This window comes from Marinobacterium stanieri, from assembly GCF_900155945.1.
Lineage (GTDB): Bacteria > Pseudomonadota > Gammaproteobacteria > Pseudomonadales > Balneatricaceae > Marinobacterium > Marinobacterium stanieri.
Genome location: NZ_FTMN01000008.1, coordinates 55,231 through 74,644, shown reverse-complemented (window position 1 = coordinate 74,644; position 19,414 = coordinate 55,231). Strand labels below are relative to the sequence as shown.

The 19,414-nt window shown below is 58.6% G+C and carries 20 protein-coding genes; 4 read left to right on the top strand and 16 right to left on the bottom strand.

Going from position 1 to position 19,414, the window contains the following annotated elements; all coding sequences use genetic code 11:
* Positions 1-4: 4 nt before the first annotated feature.
* The gene (locus BW956_RS16500; protein ID WP_076464373.1) at positions 5-733 is read right to left on the bottom strand and encodes an AraC family transcriptional regulator; all 729 of its coding nucleotides are present in this window, start codon (positions 731-733) and stop codon (positions 5-7) included.
* A gap of 91 nt (positions 734-824) precedes the next feature.
* Here BW956_RS16500 and pip point away from each other — a divergent pair, with 91 nt between their 5' ends.
* Together pip and dtd are read left to right on the top strand one after the other, a co-directional pair.
* On the top strand, positions 825-1,775 hold the full coding sequence (pip, locus tag BW956_RS16495) for a prolyl aminopeptidase (protein WP_076464370.1): 951 nt from the start codon (positions 825-827) through the stop codon (positions 1,773-1,775).
* Between the two features lie 2 nt (positions 1,776-1,777).
* A complete protein-coding gene (gene dtd / locus BW956_RS16490; RefSeq protein ID WP_076464368.1) occupies positions 1,778-2,215 on the top strand; it encodes a D-aminoacyl-tRNA deacylase in 438 nt (145 codons plus the stop codon).
* 29 nt (positions 2,216-2,244) lie between these two features.
* Here the strand turns inward: dtd and BW956_RS16485 are convergent, their stop codons facing one another.
* The 14 genes from BW956_RS16485 to BW956_RS16420 form a co-directional block, all read right to left on the bottom strand.
* A complete protein-coding gene (locus BW956_RS16485) occupies positions 2,245-2,700 on the bottom strand; it encodes an OsmC family protein (RefSeq protein ID WP_076464365.1) in 456 nt (151 codons plus the stop codon).
* 112 nt (positions 2,701-2,812) lie between these two features.
* Positions 2,813-3,790 carry a lipoyl synthase gene (gene lipA, locus BW956_RS16480; RefSeq protein WP_010323599.1) on the bottom strand — a complete coding sequence of 326 codons (978 nt, stop codon included), beginning with the start codon at positions 3,788-3,790 and terminating at the stop codon, positions 2,813-2,815.
* 6 nt (positions 3,791-3,796) lie between these two features.
* Positions 3,797-4,453 (bottom strand): lipoyl(octanoyl) transferase LipB, encoded by a 657-nt coding sequence (gene lipB, locus BW956_RS16475; RefSeq protein ID WP_076464362.1) that lies wholly within the window; start codon positions 4,451-4,453, stop codon positions 3,797-3,799.
* On the bottom strand, positions 4,453-4,728 hold the full coding sequence (locus tag BW956_RS16470) for an HP0495 family protein (protein WP_076464359.1): 276 nt from the start codon (positions 4,726-4,728) through the stop codon (positions 4,453-4,455). Before BW956_RS16470 ends, lipB begins: the two co-directional genes overlap by 1 nt.
* Positions 4,728-5,591 carry a D-amino acid aminotransferase gene (locus BW956_RS16465; RefSeq protein WP_076464656.1) on the bottom strand — a complete coding sequence of 288 codons (864 nt, stop codon included), beginning with the start codon at positions 5,589-5,591 and terminating at the stop codon, positions 4,728-4,730. Before BW956_RS16465 ends, BW956_RS16470 begins: the two co-directional genes overlap by 1 nt.
* Before the next feature lie 211 nt (positions 5,592-5,802).
* Complete coding sequence (locus tag BW956_RS16460; RefSeq protein WP_010323603.1) at positions 5,803-6,975, bottom strand: D-alanyl-D-alanine carboxypeptidase family protein; 1,173 nt, start codon at positions 6,973-6,975, stop codon at positions 5,803-5,805.
* An 89-nt stretch (positions 6,976-7,064) separates the two neighbouring features.
* Positions 7,065-7,895: a septal ring lytic transglycosylase RlpA family protein gene (locus BW956_RS16455; RefSeq protein WP_076464356.1), complete on the bottom strand. Its 831-nt coding sequence runs from the start codon at positions 7,893-7,895 to the stop codon at positions 7,065-7,067.
* A gap of 4 nt (positions 7,896-7,899) precedes the next feature.
* Positions 7,900-8,901 carry a lytic murein transglycosylase B gene (gene mltB / locus BW956_RS16450; RefSeq protein ID WP_076464353.1) on the bottom strand — a complete coding sequence of 334 codons (1,002 nt, stop codon included), beginning with the start codon at positions 8,899-8,901 and terminating at the stop codon, positions 7,900-7,902.
* 10 nt (positions 8,902-8,911) lie between these two features.
* Positions 8,912-10,054 (bottom strand): rod shape-determining protein RodA, encoded by a 1,143-nt coding sequence (gene rodA / locus BW956_RS16445; protein ID WP_076464351.1) that lies wholly within the window; start codon positions 10,052-10,054, stop codon positions 8,912-8,914.
* Positions 10,054-11,952 carry a penicillin-binding protein 2 gene (gene mrdA, locus BW956_RS16440; protein WP_076464348.1) on the bottom strand — a complete coding sequence of 633 codons (1,899 nt, stop codon included), beginning with the start codon at positions 11,950-11,952 and terminating at the stop codon, positions 10,054-10,056. Before mrdA ends, rodA begins: the two co-directional genes overlap by 1 nt.
* 9 nt (positions 11,953-11,961) lie before the next feature.
* Positions 11,962-12,429 carry a 23S rRNA (pseudouridine(1915)-N(3))-methyltransferase RlmH gene (gene rlmH, locus BW956_RS16435; RefSeq protein ID WP_076464345.1) on the bottom strand — a complete coding sequence of 156 codons (468 nt, stop codon included), beginning with the start codon at positions 12,427-12,429 and terminating at the stop codon, positions 11,962-11,964.
* 9 nt (positions 12,430-12,438) lie between these two features.
* Positions 12,439-12,786, bottom strand: a complete 348-nt coding sequence (rsfS, locus tag BW956_RS16430; RefSeq protein WP_010323609.1) for a ribosome silencing factor — start codon at positions 12,784-12,786, stop codon at positions 12,439-12,441.
* Positions 12,787-12,804: 18 nt separating this feature from the next.
* On the bottom strand, positions 12,805-13,449 hold the full coding sequence (gene nadD / locus BW956_RS16425) for a nicotinate-nucleotide adenylyltransferase (protein WP_076464342.1): 645 nt from the start codon (positions 13,447-13,449) through the stop codon (positions 12,805-12,807).
* The gene (locus tag BW956_RS16420) at positions 13,449-14,705 is read right to left on the bottom strand and encodes a glutamate-5-semialdehyde dehydrogenase (RefSeq protein ID WP_076464339.1); all 1,257 of its coding nucleotides are present in this window, start codon (positions 14,703-14,705) and stop codon (positions 13,449-13,451) included. Before BW956_RS16420 ends, nadD begins: the two co-directional genes overlap by 1 nt.
* A gap of 191 nt (positions 14,706-14,896) precedes the next feature.
* On the opposite strand from BW956_RS16420, the gene BW956_RS16415 reads away from it, so the two are divergent.
* A complete protein-coding gene (locus BW956_RS16415) occupies positions 14,897-16,750 on the top strand; it encodes a hypothetical protein (RefSeq protein ID WP_076464337.1) in 1,854 nt (617 codons plus the stop codon).
* 21 nt (positions 16,751-16,771) lie between these two features.
* Here BW956_RS16415 and parC read toward each other — a convergent pair whose 3' ends face one another.
* On the bottom strand, positions 16,772-19,018 hold the full coding sequence (parC, locus tag BW956_RS16410; protein ID WP_076464334.1) for a DNA topoisomerase IV subunit A: 2,247 nt from the start codon (positions 19,016-19,018) through the stop codon (positions 16,772-16,774).
* A 186-nt stretch (positions 19,019-19,204) separates the two neighbouring features.
* Here parC and BW956_RS22105 point away from each other — a divergent pair, with 186 nt between their 5' ends.
* On the top strand, positions 19,205-19,366 hold the full coding sequence (locus tag BW956_RS22105) for a hemin uptake protein HemP (protein ID WP_010323614.1): 162 nt from the start codon (positions 19,205-19,207) through the stop codon (positions 19,364-19,366).
* The last annotated feature ends 48 nt before the right edge of the window (positions 19,367-19,414 follow it).

Here is a 19,414-nt window from a genome sequence, read left to right as displayed (position 1 = left end):
GGCGCTATGCCTGCTCGTTTCGGCGATAGTAGCCGGGGCTGACATCAAAACGCTGTCGAAAGCGATGGCTGAACGCCGACAGGCTGGTATACCCGACCGCATCACTGACCTGCTGCAGGCTCATATCGGTCTGTTGCAGCAGCGCCTGCGCCTTCTCCAGCCTCAGGCTGATCAGGTATTGCTGGGGCGACTGACCGGTCGCCTGACGAAAGCGGGCACTGAACTGACGCACACTGAGACAGGCCAGCGCTGCCAGCTGCGGCAAGCTGACGGCCTCGGCAAAGTGCTGGCTCATCCACTCCCTGACAGGCTCGATGCGCCGATCCACCACCGGCGACTCAGCGCCTGCTATCAGCAACTCGGACAGTACTTGATCGCTGCCCGGTACGCTGGCCGTATGCCCGGACGCCAGCCAGCTCTGTAAAAAACCGATGTACTGGCGCAGCGGCTGCGACAGGGGCAGAAAAGGAGGCAATGCCTGCCAGGCATCAGTGTTGGCCAGCGGCAAATCAGCGACCAGAAAGCGGTTATCCCCCCGGGCAGCAAACGCATGGCTTTCACCGGCAGCCACGACCGCCAGGTAACCATGACCGACCTGACCTTCACGGCTGCCGACCTGCATTTCCAGCGCCCCTTCACAGGGCAACACCAGTTGATGGTAGTGATCATGCTGGTGGGCATGGACTTCGCCGGGGTAACTGCGCATGTCCAGCTGAGCTTCATCAATGTTCATGGCCGGATTTTAGCACGCCTTCACGGGGTCGGTTCACCTGCCCAGACAGGGTCGATATACTGGCGGCTCACCCAAGCGTCAGGAGATCGGCATGCGTATCCTCTATCCGGAGATCGGCCACAACCACGAGTACTACCTTGAAGTCGGTCAGGGGCATACCCTGTACGTGGAGGAGAGTGGTAATCCGAACGGCATTCCGGTCCTGTTTGTGCATGGCGGCCCCGGTGGCGGCTGCGGCCCGGTGCACCGACGCTACTTTAACCCGGAGCGCTACCGCATCATCCTGTTTGATCAGCGCGGCTGTGGTCGCTCGACCCCACACGCCACTCTGGATGACAACACGACCAGCAACCTGGTCGCTGATATGGAGCGCATTCGCGAGTTCCTCAGTATCGAGCAATGGCTACTGTTTGGCGGCAGCTGGGGCTCAACCCTGAGCCTTGTCTACGCCGAGACACACCCCGAACGCACCCTGGGTCTGATCCTGCGCGGCATTTTCCTGTGCCGTGATCGCGATATTCAGTGGTTCTACCAGCAAGGCGCCAGCGCCCTGTTCCCGGACTACTGGCAGGACTACCTGGCACTGATCCCGACCGAGGAGCACGGCGATCTGCTGAACGCCTATTATCAGCGCCTGACCTCCAATAACGAACTGGCACAGATGCAGGCGGCCAAGGCCTGGTCTATCTGGGAAGGCCGCTGTTCAACCCTTACTCCCAACCCCAGCGTGGTCGATCATTTTGGTGACCCGCACTTTGCCCTGGCAATGGCGCGGATCGAGGCGCATTACTTTATCCACAAGGCATTTCTGGAGCCGAACCAGATTCTGCGTGACGCCGACAAGCTGACCGATATCCCCATCACTATCGTGCATGGCCGCTACGATATGGTGTGCCCGCTGGAGCAGGCCTGGGCTCTACAGCAGGCCGCGCCTCATGCCGAGCTGCATATTGTCCGTGAAGCCGGCCACTCGGCACTGGAACCGGGCATTATCGATAATCTGGTGCACGCCACCGACCGTTTCGCTGAAAGGAGCGCCTGAGAGTGAAAGGACTGATTCAACGGGTTCGTCATGCCAGTGTCACTGTGGACGGCGAGATCACCGGAGCCATCGACAACGGTATCCTGCTGCTGTTGGGTGTGGAAAAAGAAGATGACGAGGCCAGCGCCGACAAGCTGCTGAAGAAGGTGCTGAACTACCGCATTTTTGCCGATGCGGACGACAAGATGAACCTGAGCCTTACCGATACCGGCGGTGGCCTGCTGGTAGTCTCCCAGTTCACACTGGTCGCGGATACGCGCAAAGGCCTGAGGCCGAGCTTCTCATCCGGCGCCTCGCCTGCCGAGGGTGAACGCCTCTACAACTACTTCGTCGAACAGGCTCAGTCTCAACATAACCCGGTCGCCACCGGCCGCTTTGGTGCGGATATGAAAGTGGAACTGCTCAACGACGGGCCCGTCACCTTCCTGCTGGAAGTCTGACCGGCCCGAAGAACAAGCCCGGCTGCGCCTCAGATCACGCAGCTGGGTTCCATCAGGTGGTGGGTTACCTGGGTTTCCAGTTTGATGTTGGCATGCAGCGGGCAGCGTTCGCAGACAGCATCCAGAAACGCCTGCTTGTCCTCATCGCTCATATCCGCGTCGATTTCGGCAGCCACCGAGATCTGTTTGAAGCCGGTCGGGTCATCACTGGGTTTACCCAGCAGGCCAGCCGGGTTGTAGTCCCCTTCTACGCTGACTTTCATGCCACGCAGGTCGATTTTCTGCTGCATGGCGGCGATACGGCCGATGGTGCAGATACAGCCGCCCAGTGAAAACAGGAAGTACTCCAGCGGAGTCGGCCCCTGGTCAGTTCCCCGCGCCGCCTCCGGCTGGTCGATCTGCACCTGGTGGCCACGAATATCCGCACTTACCAGAAAGCCCTGCTCCATGGATGCTTGTACCGCAACACGCTTGTCCGCACTCATCTCGCTACCCTTACTATTAGTTAAGATATTACTAATATTAAGAATTTGTGCACCGCATCGCAAGACATAAAAAAAGCGCCCTGAGGCGCTTTTCATTCCTGACAAGGACGGGTCAACCGACCTTTTCCCCTTTCGCCTGCAGATCGGCGTGGTAGGAGGAGCGTACCAGAGGGCCACTGGCCACATGGCTGAAGCCCAGTTCACGCGCAATGCGCTCGTACTCGGCAAACTCGTCCGGGGTCACGTAGCGGTCCAGTGCCAGGTGGTCACGGCTTGGCTGCAGATACTGACCAATGGTGATCATATCGACATCGTGCGCACGCAGGTCACGCATTACTTCGATGATCTCTTCATTGGTTTCACCACAACCCACCATCAAACCGGACTTGGTGCGTACATTCGGCTGCAACGCCTTGTAGCGCTTGAGCAGATCCAGTGACCACTGGTAGTCGGCACCGGGGCGAACCTTGCGGTACAGGCGCGGAACGGTTTCCAGGTTGTGGTTGAACACGTCCGGCGGCGTCTGGTTCAGAATATCCAGCGCCACATCCATACGGCCGCGGAAGTCCGGCACCAGCGTTTCTATCTGGATACTGGGGATGCGCTGACGCGTTTCACGGATGCAGTCGGCAAAGTGCTGGGCACCACCATCGCGCAGGTCATCACGGTCGACCGAGGTGATCACCACGTATTTCAGCTGCATGTCGGCAATGGCTTCAGCCAGTTCACGCGGCTCATCTTCCGACAGCGCATTGGGACGGCCGTGGGCAACATCACAGAAGGGACAACGGCGGGTACAGATATCGCCCATGATCATGAACGTGGCGGTACCATGGCTGAAACACTCCCCCAGGTTGGGGCAGCTGGCTTCTTCGCAAACAGAGGCCAGTTTGTGTTTGCGCAGCTTCTCCTTGATCCGCTTAACTTCCGCATTTGATCCCATGCGAACACGCAGCCAGTCCGGCTTGCGCAGCATTTCGTCCTTTTCGGTCGGAATTACCTTGACCGGGATACGGGCAACCTTGTCAGCACCACGCAGCTTCACGCCCTGCTCGACTCGGCCTGCTTTCTTTTCGGAGGATTCAGCCATACTTAATCAGTTATCCCATGTATGTGTGCGTGTCAGTACAGTATACCCCAACTTCTTAACCAAGTGTTTTACTAGGTTATCGGACACAGCGGCCAGATCAGCCTGGGGTGCCTGGGTACGAACCTGCGTCATCTGCAGGCCAGCATAGCCGCAGGGGTTGATGCGCAAAAAGGGCTCCAGATCCATATCCAGATTCAGCGCCAACCCATGGAAGGAGCAACCGCGACGGATGCGCAGCCCCAACGAGCAGATTTTCTGTTCGTTGACGTATACGCCCGGCGCATCCGGCTTGGGGTAGGCTTCCACCCCCAGATCCGCCAACAAGGCCACGATGGACTGCTCGATAATATCGACCAGATCACGCACGCCCAGCTTGCGCCGGCGCAGGTCCAGCATCAGATAGGCGATGAGCTGACCCGGCCCGTGATAGGTCACCTGGCCACCTCGGTCCACCTGAACCACAGGAATATCGCCGGTACTGAGCAGGTGTTCAGCCTTGCCTGCCTGCCCCTGGGTGAATACAGGTTCATGCTGCAGCAGCCAGATTTCGTCGGGCGTCGAGGCGTCACGGCTGGCCGTCAGGGCCTGCATTTTTTCCCACACCGATGAGTACGGCTGCAGCCCCTCGGGTGTGCGAATAATCAGCTCTTCGGACAGGGCCATTAAAGAACCATTTTCACACGACCCGTTGCTTTCAGATCCTGGTGCAGATTATCCAGCTGTTCATGGCTGGTCGCGGTGATACTCAGGCGCACTGAGCTATAGTTGCCCTTGCCGCTTTCCTGTACCACCACCTGCTCGACATCCAGATCCGGTGCATGAATCTGCACAATCTCAACAACCAGACCTTTGAAGTCGTCATGGTTGTCACCGATGATCTTGAGGGTGTAATCGGGATGGGGGAATTCAATTTTGGGTGCTTGAGGTTCGCTACTCATTACTTCTCTCCGGTCATTAGCCGGTGTTGAAAACGTGTAAACAGGGCAAACATCTGTTGCCACAGCGGGCCTTTCTGACCATCGGCCACCGGAGTGCCGTCGATCTCGATCACCGGGATTACCCCCCGAGTGGAGCTGGAGACCCAGACTTCATCTGCATTGGCCAGTTCTTCCGGGCGGATATCCACCTCCTGAAAGGGGATACCGGCCTCGGCGGCCAGTTCAAGAATCAACTCGCGTGTGGTGCCGCCCAGAATTTCCGAGCTGCGCTTGGGTGTATAGATCACCCCCTGGCGCACCACAAACAGGTTACATGAGGTCCCTTCACTGAGCAGTCCATCGCGCACCAGCAGTGCTTCATCGGCACCGGCTTCACGGGCCTGCTGCAATACCAGAATATTGGGTAACAGCCCTGTGGACTTAATGTCACAGCGGTGCCAACGCAGGTCGGCTGATACAATCACAGTATAGCCCTTGACCTGATCCGCCCCCAGCGCGTAGATATCCTTGATTGGCGAGCAGCAGGCAAACACTGTCGGCGTCATGCTCTGATCATAGGCATGGGTACGGCTGCCGGCGCTGCCACGGCTGATCTGCAGATAGACTGACAGATTACCGCCACCGTTACGTTCTACCAGGCCGTCCAGAATACTGCGCCAGTCGTCATCAGCGGCAATACGTATGGCGCGCAGGCTGTAAGCCAGGCGGTCCAGATGCTGTTGAAGACGGAAACCGACACCCTGATAGTAGGGGATCACTTCGTAGACGCTGTCCGCGAACAGGAAGCCACGGTCAAAGACCGATACCTGGGCTTCATTCGCAGGCAGATAACGACCATTGAGATAAACAATATCAGTATTCATAAGTGCAACTGCCCACACCTTGGACAGAGCGTTGAACATCTATCTGCGTGGCCGAATACTGCGTTAAAAACAGGCTCAAAATGCTCATTTAGTTTACTAAACTGCGCTTTTTCGCCTGTTTTTGCCTTGTCTCGCCGGCCTCGATGACGTCTTCAACACTCTGTCATTGAGATGTGGGCAGCATATACCGATTTCAAGGGTAAAGTCGCGATCAGCTGATCAGACCGATGAAGAACAGCATGATGGCGTGCCAGATACGCTTGAACAGACTGCCTTCCTGTACCGGCTCCAGAGCCACCAGCGGTACGCTGGTAACTGTTTCACCATCCAGGGTGACACGTACCTGACCCAATTCCTGCCCCTGTTCAACCGGTGCCTTGATCACCTTGTCCAGCTCCAGGGAGGCTTCCAGCAGGTCGGTTTTGCCACGCGGAACGGTCACTGCCAGATCCTGCGTCAGGCCCAGACGTACCTGGTCACGGGCACCGGCCCAGACTTTGGTGTCCTGCAGAACCTGACCCGCTTCATACAGCTGGTGGGTACGGTAATAGCGGAACCCGTACGACAACAGCTTCTGGCTCTCGCGGGCACGGGCCTCTTCGCTGTCGGTGCCCATCACAACCGAGATCAAACGCATACCATCACGTTTGGCAGAGGATACCAGGCAGTAGCCAGCCGCGTCGGTGTGACCGGTCTTGATACCGTCAACACTGTCGTCACGCCACAGCAGCTTGTTGCGGTTGGGCTGACGGATGTTGTTGTAGGTAAAGTATTTCTGCGCGTAGATGGCGTAATGCTCAGGGAAGCGCGTGATCAGGGCCTTGGCCAGCTTGGCCAGATCTTCGGCTGATGAGTAGTGATCATCGGCCGGCAGGCCCGTGGCGTTTACAAAGTGGGAGTTTTCCATGCCCAGCAGACGCGCATGCTGGTTCATCAGGTCGGCGAACGCGCGCTCGCTGCCGGCAATGTGTTCAGCCAATGCCACTGAGGCATCGTTACCGGACTGGATGATAACACCACGCAGCAGGTCACCCACCTTCACCTGGGTACCCTCCTGGATAAACATGCGCGAACCACCGGTACGCCAGGCCTTTTCGCTGACCAGCACCAGATCATCTTCGGCAATGTTGCCCTTGCTGATCTCGTACTCAACGATGTAGCTGGTCATCATTTTGGTCAGACTGGCCGGCGGGAAGCGTTCACCCTCGCGATCAGCCGCAATCAAATGGCCGGTATCAGCATCCATGACCAGGTAGGCGCGGGCGGAAACCTGCGGCGGGGCCGGGATCAGGGCTGAAGCTGCCTGGGCAGTGGCTGCCACCAGCAGCGCGAGCATCAGGGCCAGGTACAGGAATGCGTTGGTAAGTGTCTGTCGTTGCGCCATAGTCGGTCAGTTACATCTTGGTTGAAGTGAAGGGTTTTGGGTGACGAAGTGCCTCTCGACACGCAGAAAGCTAAACTCTACCCGCGCCATCAGGGCAAGTCCACCAGGTGGGCACCGGGGTACCCCGCCTGTGACAACTGCTGCAGCAGCCAGTTCAATGTATGGCGGCCGGTCAGCGGACTCAGCTGTACCCGGTGCAAAATGCGGTCGCCTCGCTCCACCGGTACCACCATGGCCGGCTCCTCCAGCTGTGCACCCAGTTGTGCCGCCAGACGCTGGGCATTGGCCTCATTCGACAGAGCCGCTACCTGCAGGGTGCGGCCGGTGATGGCAGCACGATCACTGGAGACGGGGCTGAGTTTTTCGGTAGCCAGCAGACGCGCATCCGCGGCACTGCCCGGCGTAATCGCTTCGATTTCCACACGGGCGGTACCATGCTGCAGCACTCCCAGCCGGTAAGCCGCGGCGTAGGACAGGTCAATCAGGCGCTTGTCATGAAAGGGCCCGCGGTCATTGACCCGTACCACCACCTGGCGGTTGTTATCCAGATTGGTTACACGCACAAAGCTGGGCAGCGGCAGGGACTTGTGGGCCGCGCTCATCTGGTACATGTCGTAAATTTCGCCGTTGGATGTGGTATGGCCGTGGAACTTTTTGCCATACCAGGAGGCAATGCCCCTCTCCCGATAGCCCTCGGCGGTAGGCAGCACATAATAGCGCTTGCCCAGTACCTGGTAAGGGCTCTTGTTACCCCAGCGGCTGTGGGGTTCAGGCCGAGGCACCGCATCAGGCACCTTGGACAGGTCCACGGCCTGATCCGGGCCACGGTCCTGCTTGATGCTGTAGCGGCTGCTTTCCTTGGAAGCACAGCCCGACAACAGCACCAGCACAGCCAGCAAAGGGAGAGAGAGCCGTTTCATGCCATCAGTTCTCCGTGGCGGCCTCACGGGCCTCCTTGATCGCCTGACTCAGCTCATAGACCGCCATGGCGTAGAGTCGGCTGTGGTTATAGCGGGTGATAACATAGAAGTTCTGCAACCCGAACCAGTAATGCTCACCGTCTGCCATTGTCAGCTCCATCAGTGTGGCAGGCTGATCCAGCGACAGATCCTTGCGGGTGGCAATGCCTCGCTCGGCCCATTCAGCAAGGCTCACTTCCGGCTTGAGGCCAGCATTAAACCAGCTTTCATCAGCGGCCTTGTTCATCACCACATTGGAGCGTACCGGCTCACCGGACTGCCAGCCATGGGCGTGGAAGTAGTTTGCCACGCTGCCGATGGCATCGACCTTATTGCTCCAGATGTTGCGTTTGCCATCACCGTCGAAGTCCACGGCAAAGTCACGGAAGCTGGACGGAATAAACTGGCCATAGCCCATGGCGCCGGCATAGGAACCGATGGGACCGGTGGGGTCCAGCGACTCTTCACGGCTCATGCGCATGAACTCAATCAGCTGGCCACGGAAGAAATCAGCGCGTTTGGGATAATCAAAGCCCAGTGTCGCCAGCGCATCCAGCACACGATAACGGCCCATGATGCGACCATAGCGGGTTTCCACCCCGATGATCGCAACAATGATTTCGGCCGGAACACCATAGGTTTCTTCGGCACGCGCCAGTGTCTCGGCCTGCTCGTTCCAGAATGCCACACCCTGACGAATGCGCTTGGGCTCGACAAATATCTTGCGATACTCACCCCAGGTCAGGCGACGCTCCGCCGGACGTGAGATCGCTTCCAGAATGGAGTCCTTGCGCTCGGCCTTGGCCAGCACCTTGCGGACCTCGGCAGCATCAAAGCCTTCCGCTTCAAGTGTACTGACCACTTCGTCTGCCAGCGGGTGCTCCTCATATCCACTGCCAGCCATGGCGCTGGAGGTGCCCGTCAGCAATGTACCGGCCAGCAGCCAGCTTCCCAGTGTGTTGCGCATTTTAATCTCCCTATCGGGTCAGCATCTGTCTGTGAGTGCGGATTGACATCAGAATGCCGAATCCTGCCATAAGTGTCACGATCGAGGTGCCGCCATAGCTGACCATTGGCAGAGGAACCCCCACCACCGGCAGCAAACCGGATACCATACCGATGTTAACGAATACGTAGACAAAGAAAGTCAGCGTAATACTCCCCGCCAACAGGCGAGAAAAACTGTCCTGTGCCTGGGCGGCAATAATCAGCCCGCGAGCAATGATCATCAAATAGATCAGCAAGAGCACCAGCACACCGGTCATGCCCAGTTCTTCACCAATCACCGCAATAATAAAGTCGGTGTGGGATTCGGGCAGGAAATCGAGCTGGGACTGGGTTCCTTCCAGCCAGCCCTTGCCGGATAAACCGCCAGAGCCAATGGCCGTTTTCGACTGGATAATGTTCCAGCCCGCGCCCAGAGGGTCACTTTCCGGATCCAGGAACGTCAGTACACGCTGTTTCTGATAGTCCTTCATGATTGACCAAAGTGCCGGCAGGGCTGCCCCAGCCAAGCCAAGCGCGACGAAAATCCAGCGCCAGTACACGCCCGAGAGCAGAATAACAAACACACCTGACGCCGCGATTAACAGCGAGGTTCCCAGGTCAGGCTGTTTCATGATCAGCGCCGTGGGAATCGCCAGCAGCACCAGTGCCAGCACCAGGTGGCGGAAGGTCGGCGGCAACTGATGTTTGGTCAGCCAGGCCGCCACCATCATCGGCAATACCAGCTTCATGATTTCCGATGGCTGGAAGCGGAATCCGGGCAGCTCAAGCCAGCGCTGAGCGCCCTTGGCCCCAACCCCGATCAGCAACACAGCCACCAGCAGTCCCACGCCCGCGACATAGCCCCAGGGGGCCAGGCGTCTGTAGGTCCTTGGCTGCAGCTGCGCCAACACAATCAGCACAAAAAAGCCGGCACCCATACGCACTGCCTGACGGACCACATAGCCCATATCCTGACCCGAGGCGCTGTACAGCACGAACAGGCCAAAGCCGCACAGGGCCAGCAGCAGCACCAACAGCCAGGCATCCAGGTGGGTATAGGACCAGAGCCCGGACGGACGCTGCAGGTGAACATTACTGCCCGGCATGGTGCGTTGAAAATCGCGCGGCACCATCACTTGTTCTCCAAATCGTTTTCGTAATCGCCCAACAGCCAGGCATCCAGCACCTCACGGGCCACGGGCGCGGCTGTACTGGAGCCACCACCACCACGCTCACCGCCATTCTCGACGATCACGGCCAACGCGATCTTGGGGTTTTCCACCGGCGCAAAGGCCACAAAGAGGGCGTGGTCACGGTGCCGTTCAGCCAACGCCTCGGCGTCATATTCGGCGTCCTGTGCGATACCGACCACCTGCGCGGTACCGGTCTTGCCCGCTATGGTGTAAGGTGTTCCCGTCGCCGAGCGACGTGCCGTCCCCTTGGGACCATGCATTACGGAAACCATTCCCTCAATCACCTGATCCCAGTGGTCCGGGTTCTTGAGGTTGATATTGGCCGGCTTTTCCTTGCGGTTCAGCATGGGGGCGTAAGGCTGGGGGTCATCGCCGGGTTGATCGATCAATCCCTGCAGCATGCGTGGCTGCACCCAGCGCCCGCGGTTGGCCATGACAGCGGTGGCGGTCGCCATTTGCAGCGGGGTCATGACGAGGAAGCCCTGACCGATACTGAGGTTGATAGAGTCCCCCGGGTACCAGGGCAAACTACGGCTGCCCTGCTTCCACTCTTTGGAGGGCAGGAAGTTGGCCAGCGCCTCGGGCTGGTCAAGACTGGTATCCTGGCCGACACCGAATTTGCCCAGCATCTCGGACATGGGGTCGACGCCCATCTGGTGGCCAGCCTCATAGAACCAGACGTCACAGGATTCGGCCAGCGCGTCATTAAGGTCCACCCAGCCATGCCCCCAGCGTTTCCAGTCGCGATAACGGCGGCCATTCCGGTTGATCTGATAAAAGCCCGGATCCCACACCTTGTCCTCAGCGGTGAAGGTATTGGTTTCCAGCGCCGCCAGTGCGATGACAGGCTTGATGGTTGAAGCCGGCGGATAGCTGCCGCGCAAGGAGCGGTTGAACAGCGGAAGGTCCGGCGAGTTACGCAAGGCGTTGTAATTCTTGCTGGAAATACCGGTTACGAACATGTTCGGGTCGTAGGTCGGCGTACTGACCAGCGCCAGAATTTCACCGGTATTCGGGTCCAGTGCCACCACCGAGGCACGCTGCCCCTTGAGCAAGGTTTCGATAAAGGTTTGCAGACGCAGATCCAGGCTCAGCTGCAGATCCTTGCCCGGTACCGGGTCCTGTCGTTCCAGTACTCGCAGCACACGACCACGGGCATTGGTTTCGACTTTCTGGAAGCCCACCTGGCCGTGCAGGATATCTTCGTAGAATTTTTCTATGCCGAGCTTGCCGATGTAATGGGTGGCGGCATAGTTTTTCTCATCGACACGGCCCAACTCACGCTCGTTGATACGCCCCACATACCCCAGTGCATGTACCAGAGACGCCCCGTGCGGATAATATCGAATCAGGTCAGCCTCGACCTGAACACCGGGCAGGCGATGATAATTGAGAGAAACGCGGGCAATTTCTTCTTCAGTCAGACGGAAACGCAGGGGCACAGTTTCGTAAGGACGCCGCCGCTGATTCAGGCGCTTCCGGAAACGTTCGATATCACGCGGGGTCAGCTCGATCAGCTCTCCCAGCCGTGCCAGTGTCTGATCCAGGTCTTTTACTTCCTCCTTCAGCAGGGTCACGCTGAAATGAGGACGGTTGTCTGCCAGCAAGGCGCCATTACGGTCGTAAATCAGGCCACGCCGGGGCGCAACCGGCTGCAACTGCACCCGGTTTTCCTCGGAGATGGCGGCATAGCGATCATGCTCTATTACCTGCAGATAATAGATACGCCACACCAGCACCAGCATCATCAACACCACGATCACAAAGGCCAGGATAGACCTGTTGGTGAAGGTAATGTTTTCGCGGGTGTAATCTTTTAAACGCTCGAAGGGTGCCATGCCTGACGACTACTTGTGGTAGGGATGGCCCTGGAGAATGCTCCAGGCACGGTAGAGCTGTTCGGCCAGCACCACCCGCACCAGCGGATGAGGCAGTGTCAGCGCCGACAGGGACCACTTCTGGTCGGCCAGCGCCAGGCAGCGTGGATCCAGACCATCAGGACCACCCACCAGCAGACTGATATTGCGCCCATCCATGCGCCAGTTCTCAGCCTGTTCAGCCAGTTGTTCAGTAGACCAGGGGCGCCCTTTCACATCCAGCGCGACCACCCGGTCCCCCTTGCCAATAGCCGCCAGCATGGCATCACCCTCGCTGCGGATGGCGCGGGCCAGGTCGGCATTCTTGCCTCGGTGTCCGGGGGCCAGCTCGATCAATTCCAGTTGAAAATCGGCGGGCAGACGGCGGGCATATTCTTCATACCCGGCCGTCACCCAATCCGGCATGCGGTTACCCACCGCCAGCAAACGGATACGCATGGGGTGCCGTTACTCCGCCGCCGCTTCGTCGTCGGCGTCAAACTGCCACAGGCGTTCCAGATCATAGAAGCTGCGGGCATCCGGCATCATCACATGCACGACCATGTCGCCCAGGTCGACCAGAATCCAGTCACCTACGCCCTGCCCCTCTGTACCCACCGGCAGCAGGCCGGCCGCTTTTACCTTTTCCAGCACTTCCTGCGCTACCGACATGACGTGCCGTTTGGACGTACCGCTGGCAATCACCATGTAATCCGTGACACTGGATTTGCCACGCACGTCCAGTTCCGTGATGTCACGTGCTTTCATATCTTCCAGTGCAGAGTGCACCACTTCACGCAGCTGTTCGATCTCCATTACGAGAAAGTACCTTTTTTAGTGATAACCATAGAGTGTGTTGTCTTGAATATAGTGCCATACCGGCTCCGGCATCAGATAACGCGGTGATTGCCCCTGGGCGATCAACTGACGAATCTGGGTTGCCGAGATCCCCAAGGGGGTCAACTCCTGAATAAATACCCTGCCTGATGGCGCCTTGAGCAGCTCGTCCACCGCCGGCGCCTGATGGCACCGAGTGAAGTCCAGCAGCTCCGCATTGGCATCGCCACCGTCATAACCGGGACGTGCCAGCACCAGAATATGGGCATAGTCCAGAAAGGACTGCCACTGATGCCAGCTGGGCAGGGTTTGATAGGCATCCATGCCCATCGTCATGATAATCGGACAATCCGCCCCACGCTCCGCGCGCAACGCCTGCAGCGTCAGCAGGGAATAGGAAGGATCATCCGATTCAATTTCACGGGCATCCGCCGCCAGTGCCGGTTCGTCCTGCACGGCCAACTGGACCATTTCCAGCCGCTGTTGCGGGGTGCAGCCCGGCTCATCCCGATGCACCGGTGCACCAGAGGGAATCAGGCAGACCTGATCGACCCCGAGCCACTGTTTGAGTTCCAGCGCGGTGCGCAGATGTCCGTTGTGGACGGGATCGAAGGTCCCACCCATGAATACCAGAGGCTGCATTAAACGCGAACCTGGCCATCACCCAGCACGACATACTTCTGCGAGGTGAGACCCTCCAGCCCCACGGGGCCGCGGGCATGGATCTTGTCGGTGGAGATACCGATCTCGGCACCCAAACCGTATTCAAAACCGTCGGCAAAACGGGTAGACGCATTGACCATCACCGAGCTGGAATCCACCTCGCGCAGGAACGCCCGCGCCTTGGTGTAGTTCTCGGTAATAATGGCATCGGTGTGGTGCGAGCCATACCGGTTGATGTGCGCAATCGCCTCATCCATGCCGTCTACCAGCTTGACCGCCAGTACCGGCGCCAGATATTCCGTCGCCCAGTCCTCTTCAGTAGCCGCGTTGATGTTGGGCAGAATTTCCAGTGTGCGTGCACAGCCACGCAGCTCGACACCCAACTGAGCGTAATGGTCCGCCAGCTCCGGCAGGGTTTCAGCGGCTACGGCCGAGTCCACCAGCAGGGTTTCCATGGTGTTGCAGGTACCGTAGCGGTGTGTCTTGGCGTTGATAGCGATATTCAGCGCCTTGGTCTTGTCCGCCTCGGCATCGATATACACATGACAGATGCCATCCAGATGTTTGATCACCGGAACACGGGCATCATTGGCAATACGTTCGATCAGCCCCTTGCCGCCGCGCGGTACGATAACGTCCACATAGTCCGGCATGGTGATCAACTGGCCAACGGCTTCACGGTCAGTCGTGGCCACCACCTGGACCGCCGTTTGCGGCAGACCTGCGGCCTCAAGCCCCTGGCGGATGCAGGCAGCGATAGCCTGGTTGGAATGAATCGCCTCGGAGCCGCCACGCAGAATGGTGGCATTACCGGACTTCAGACACAGGCTGGCCGCTTCACAGGTCACATTGGGACGAGACTCGTAAATGATGCCGATAACGCCCAGAGGCACACGCATTTTGCCCAGCTGGATGCCGGATGGTCGGTAGTTCATATCAGTGATGCCGCCAACCGGGTCCGGCAGCGCCGCAACCTGACGCAGGCCTTCAATCATGCCGTCAATACGCGCCGGGGTCAGTTCCAGACGGTCGAGCATGGCTGCATCCAGGCCCTTGTCACGGCCGTTCTGCATGTCTTTCTGGTTGGCATCAACCAGCGCCTCACGACTGGCATCAATGGCATCCGCCATGGCCAGCAGGGCACGGTTCTTGTCTCCGGTGTCAGCACGCGCGATTTCGCGGGACGCGGCGCGGGCCTGTTCACCCAGTTCGGTCATATATTCAGCTACATTCATCTTATATATCCGCGGCGATCACTTTAACGGCACAGTATAACCCGAGCAGGGGGCAAAGGTCTTTGCCTGAGGGCGCGGATCCACATGAATTTGCCGCCCTCTCTTCGGCGCCGGGCACTGTGCCCTGCATCCGAATATTGCTATCATCGAGACGACTATTCCGTCATCAGCCAGCCTCGGACCCAAACAGGATGGAGCCTAAGGACATCCCTCAGCAAAGTACCTCGACCCTGTCTCTGCGCGCCCTGCTCTCGGCAGCCCTGATTCTGCTGCTCAGCCTGGCGTTGAGCGGCACCTTTGAATACCTGCGCAGTCGAGACCATGCCGCCCAGCAGGCTTCGGAGCTGAGTCTGATGTTTGGCCGCAGCAGTGCCATTCTGATTCAGCCTCTGGTGCTGGCCGATGACCGTATCAGCCTGAACTACCTGTTCAATGAGCTGGCAGGTCAGCCAATGATCAATGGCCTGCGCCTGACCGCACCGGACCAGACCCTGATTGCCCTGGCGGGCCAACCCCAGGGCCGAGGCCACACACTGGAACTGGCACAGGGCGATGAGGTAATCGGACAGCTCACCCTGTGGAGCAATGCCCAGCCCTTTGCCGCCTCATTGCAGCAGCAGCTCTATGAAATAGCGCTTTTGTTGGCCGGCAGCCTGGGCATCACGGCCATATTGATCGGTTTCAGCCTGAAACAGCGCACCCGACTGGATGCACCCGAAGCCCCCAGCTTTGGTGAGGTCGCACGTCAGGTAGTGAATCGCGATAGCCGCGACAGCATTCCCGAATTCGATTTCAGCCAGCCACCGGAACAGGCCAGCAGCCCCGCGCCTGACAAGTCGCCAGCAGAAAAAACCGAGGTAAAAGCAGAGGATAAACCGGCACCGGTTAAGCCAGCGCCGGCACCCAAGCCTGCGTCCGATGATATTCCGGCACTGGATATTCCGCCGCGAACCACTGCACCGGAACCGACCTCCGTGTCTGAATCCCGGGTCGCCGAAGCACCTGAAAAGCCCCTGACCGAAACACCAGCTCGCCCTGCTGAAGCAGAGTTTGAAACAGAGCCCAGCCTGCCCAGCACCTCAGATTCAGCGGTTCACTTCGAGCCTGAAGAGGAGGCGAAAACCGAACCCGAGCCTGAGCCGGCACCTGAACCTGCCCCCTCTCCGGCAGCGACCAGCGGACGCCGCGAGCCGTCCTTCGATACCGATGATCTGGTGTCCCTGCTGAAACCGGAACAGGCTGCAGAACGCATGCCGCGCTTCACTCCCAAACCGGTGGGCCATGTCGAAGATGATGACAGCGATGAAGCCATGGTGCCGGACATGGAACTGACCGAACTGGACAGTTCCCCCAGGGAAACACTGGACGAGCCCCAGGATGATTCGGACAACCCGCTGCGCCTCAGCGATGAAGAGCAACTGGGACTCTATACCTTTGAGCAGGAACTGGAGATGCTGCTGACGCCGGAAGAGGCCGGCTACCTGTTCCTGATCGATACCCGCAGTGCCCATTCAGAGAACCTGGACGGCCCTGAACGGGAAGCCCTGCTGAAGAACTACCGCACGCTGGCCAACTCCGTGGCCCGCATCTACAGCGGCCGTTTGGAAGCACTCAAGGACGGTAACCTGCGTATCCTGTTTACCCAATCCGACGACAAGGACAGCCATGGCGTTAACGCCATCTGTTGCGCCATGTTGTTCACCTACCTCTACCAGCATTACAACCAGCAGCAGATCCGTGCTTTCCAGCCGGTGATGAACCTGCACATGTCACTGGTTCGCGGTGCACTGGATAAGGTCGAACGCATGCAGGAGGAAGCCCACTTCCTCAGCCGCACCACCCAAAGCAATGCCCTGATCAGCCATACGGCCCTGACCGAGGCGCCCCTGCTGAAGGAATCCCTGTTAAGTCAGGCAGATATACGCCGTGAGGATGAAGACAAGGTATTGCTGCTGGCGGTCAATGAGTCCTACCAGAACCTGCTGGAGAAGCAGGCACGCCACTTGCTGACCAAGTTGGCAGAAAGGAGCAAGGCCGGCAACTGATCAGGTTACCGGCCTCGAGGGTCAGTCGCTGACGACTTCCAGGCTATCGACTCGCTGATAGCCCCTTGGCAGTTTGCTGCCACGGCGTCCGCGCTCACCACGGTAACGCTCCAGCTCGCTGCCCTTGAGTTTCAGGTGCTGACGCCCGGCATTCACCACCAGCGTATCTTCCGGCCCCATCAGGGTGATGTGGCTCATCAGCTCCTCACCGGTCGCGGCACGAGCGCTGGGGATATTGATAACCTTGTTGCCCTTGCCGCGCGCCAGCTCCGGCAATTCACTTACCGGGAATACCAGCAAACGTCCTTCACTGCTCACGGCCGCCAGCAGCGCTTCCGAATCCGGTACTAATACTGGCGGCAGTACCTTGGCGCCTTTCGGCAGCGTCAGTGCCGCCTTGCCGTTTTTGGTCTTGCTGGTGAGCTGGTCAATGCGGGTGACAAAACCGTAGCCCGCATCGGATGCCAGCAATAGCGCATCCGAGTCACGCCCACACACCAGACCATCCACAACCGCGCCCTTGGGCAGGCTGACATGACCGGTGACCGGCTCGCCCTGGCCCCTGGCCGATGGCAGTTTGTGGGTTTCCAGCGTATAGCTGCGGCCGGTAGAGTCGAGCAGGATACAGGGCTGGTTCATGCGCCCGGGGCTGGCCAGCTTGAAGCCGTCACCGGATTTGTAACTCAAGCCTTCGGCATCGATATCATGGCCCTTGGCCGCACGTACCCAGCCCTGCTTGGACAGGACAACGGTGACCGGATCAGCACTGAGCAGATCCTTTTCGCTGAACGCCTGTGCCTCGGCACGTTCGGCCAGCGGCGAGCGACGCTCATCCCCGAATTCCTCGGCCGTGGATTCAATCTCTTCACGCACCAGGTTGCGCATCAGCTCATCGGAGCCCAGCGTCTCTTCCAGGTACTTGCGCTCATCGTTGAGCTCATCCTGCTCACCGCGGATCTTGAACTCTTCGAGTTTAGCCAGATGACGCAGCTTCAGGTCGAGAATGGCATCCGCCTGCACATCGGTCAGCTCGAAGCGACGCATCAACTCGTCTTTGGGCTTGTCCTCTTCACGAATGATCGCGATCACCTCATCGATCTTGAGGTAAGCCACCATCAGGCCTTCGAGGATATGCAGGCGATCCAGCACCTTCTGCAGACGGTATTCCAACCGACGGCGCACGATACTGGTACGCCAGGTCAGCCACTCCACCAGAATCTGGCGCAAGTCTTTCACCTGAGGACGACCGTCAATGCCGATCATGTTCAGGTTAACGCGGTAGCTGCGCTCCAGATCCGTGGTGGCGAACAGGTGCGCCATCAGGGCATCCAGATCCTTGCCACGCTTGGGCACAATGACCAGACGGGTGGGATTTTCGTGATCGGATTCATCGCGCAGATCCACCACCATCGGCAGTTTTTTCTGCTGCATCTGGCTGGCAATCTGTTCCAGCACCTTGGCACCGGACACCTGCGCCGGCAGCGCGGTAATGACAATCTCGCCGTCTTCCTTGCCCCAGATGGCCCGCATGCGGAAGCTGCCGCGCCCCTTGCTGTAGATCTCACGCAGGTCTTTGGCAGGGGTAATGATCTCGGCCTCGGTCGGCATGTCCGGCCCCGGAATCAGGTCACAGACATCCTCCAGCGTAGCCATCGGGTGGTCCAGCAAATAACAGCAGGCCCTGGCCACTTCGCGCAGGTTGTGTGGCGGAATATCCGTTGCCATGCCCACGGCAATGCCGGTGCCGCCATTCAAGAGTACGTTGGGCAAACGTGCCGGCAGCACCTCGGGCTCATTGATGGTGCCATCAAAATTGGGCACCCAGTTGACCGTGCCCTGCCCCAGCTCCTTGAGCAGCACTTCGGAATAGGGCGCCAGACGTGACTCGGTATAACGCATGGCCGCAAAGGACTTGGGATCATCAGCCGACCCCCAGTTCCCCTGACCGTCGATCAGCGGATAACGATAGCTGAACGACTGGGCCATCAGCACCATCGCCTCATAACAGGCGGAGTCACCATGGGGGTGGAATTTACCCAGCACATCACCGACGGTACGCGCCGATTTTTTGTACTTGGCCGTTGCCTTGAGTCCCAGCTCAGACATGGCATAAACAATTCGACGCTGCACCGGCTTCATGCCATCCCCAAGGTGGGGCAAGGCACGGTCCAGAATGACGTACATCGAATAATCGAGATAGGCTTTTTCGGTAAAGTCTCTCAGCGACAGCTTTTCCGTCTCGCCGTCAAAGGTGGTTTCTACACTCATCAACTGATCCCTGCACAGATGTGCCCGCAGACTGGCGTGGCAAACAATTGTGATTAGTGCGGCAGTATGCCAGCTCAGTGAAAGGAGCGCATCTTGCACTCCTCATCCTCTCCGGGGACTTGCATTTATCGCTAATGCGGATTATTCTCATTTGCATAAAGTGATCACCAATCAGGACCGGAAATCATGTTCGACAAATCAGCTCAAGCCAACAGCACCGCCCCATCCAACACCTGGGTTCGCAGTGATGAACTGGTACAACACCCGTCCGGGCTGATCATCATGCACAATGATGAGCTCTACCGCCTGCGCGTAACCCGCAAGGGCAAACTGATCCTGACCAAGTAACCCACCCAAACGACTGCGACTAGCCAGCATGTTTTGCCATGCCAGCCA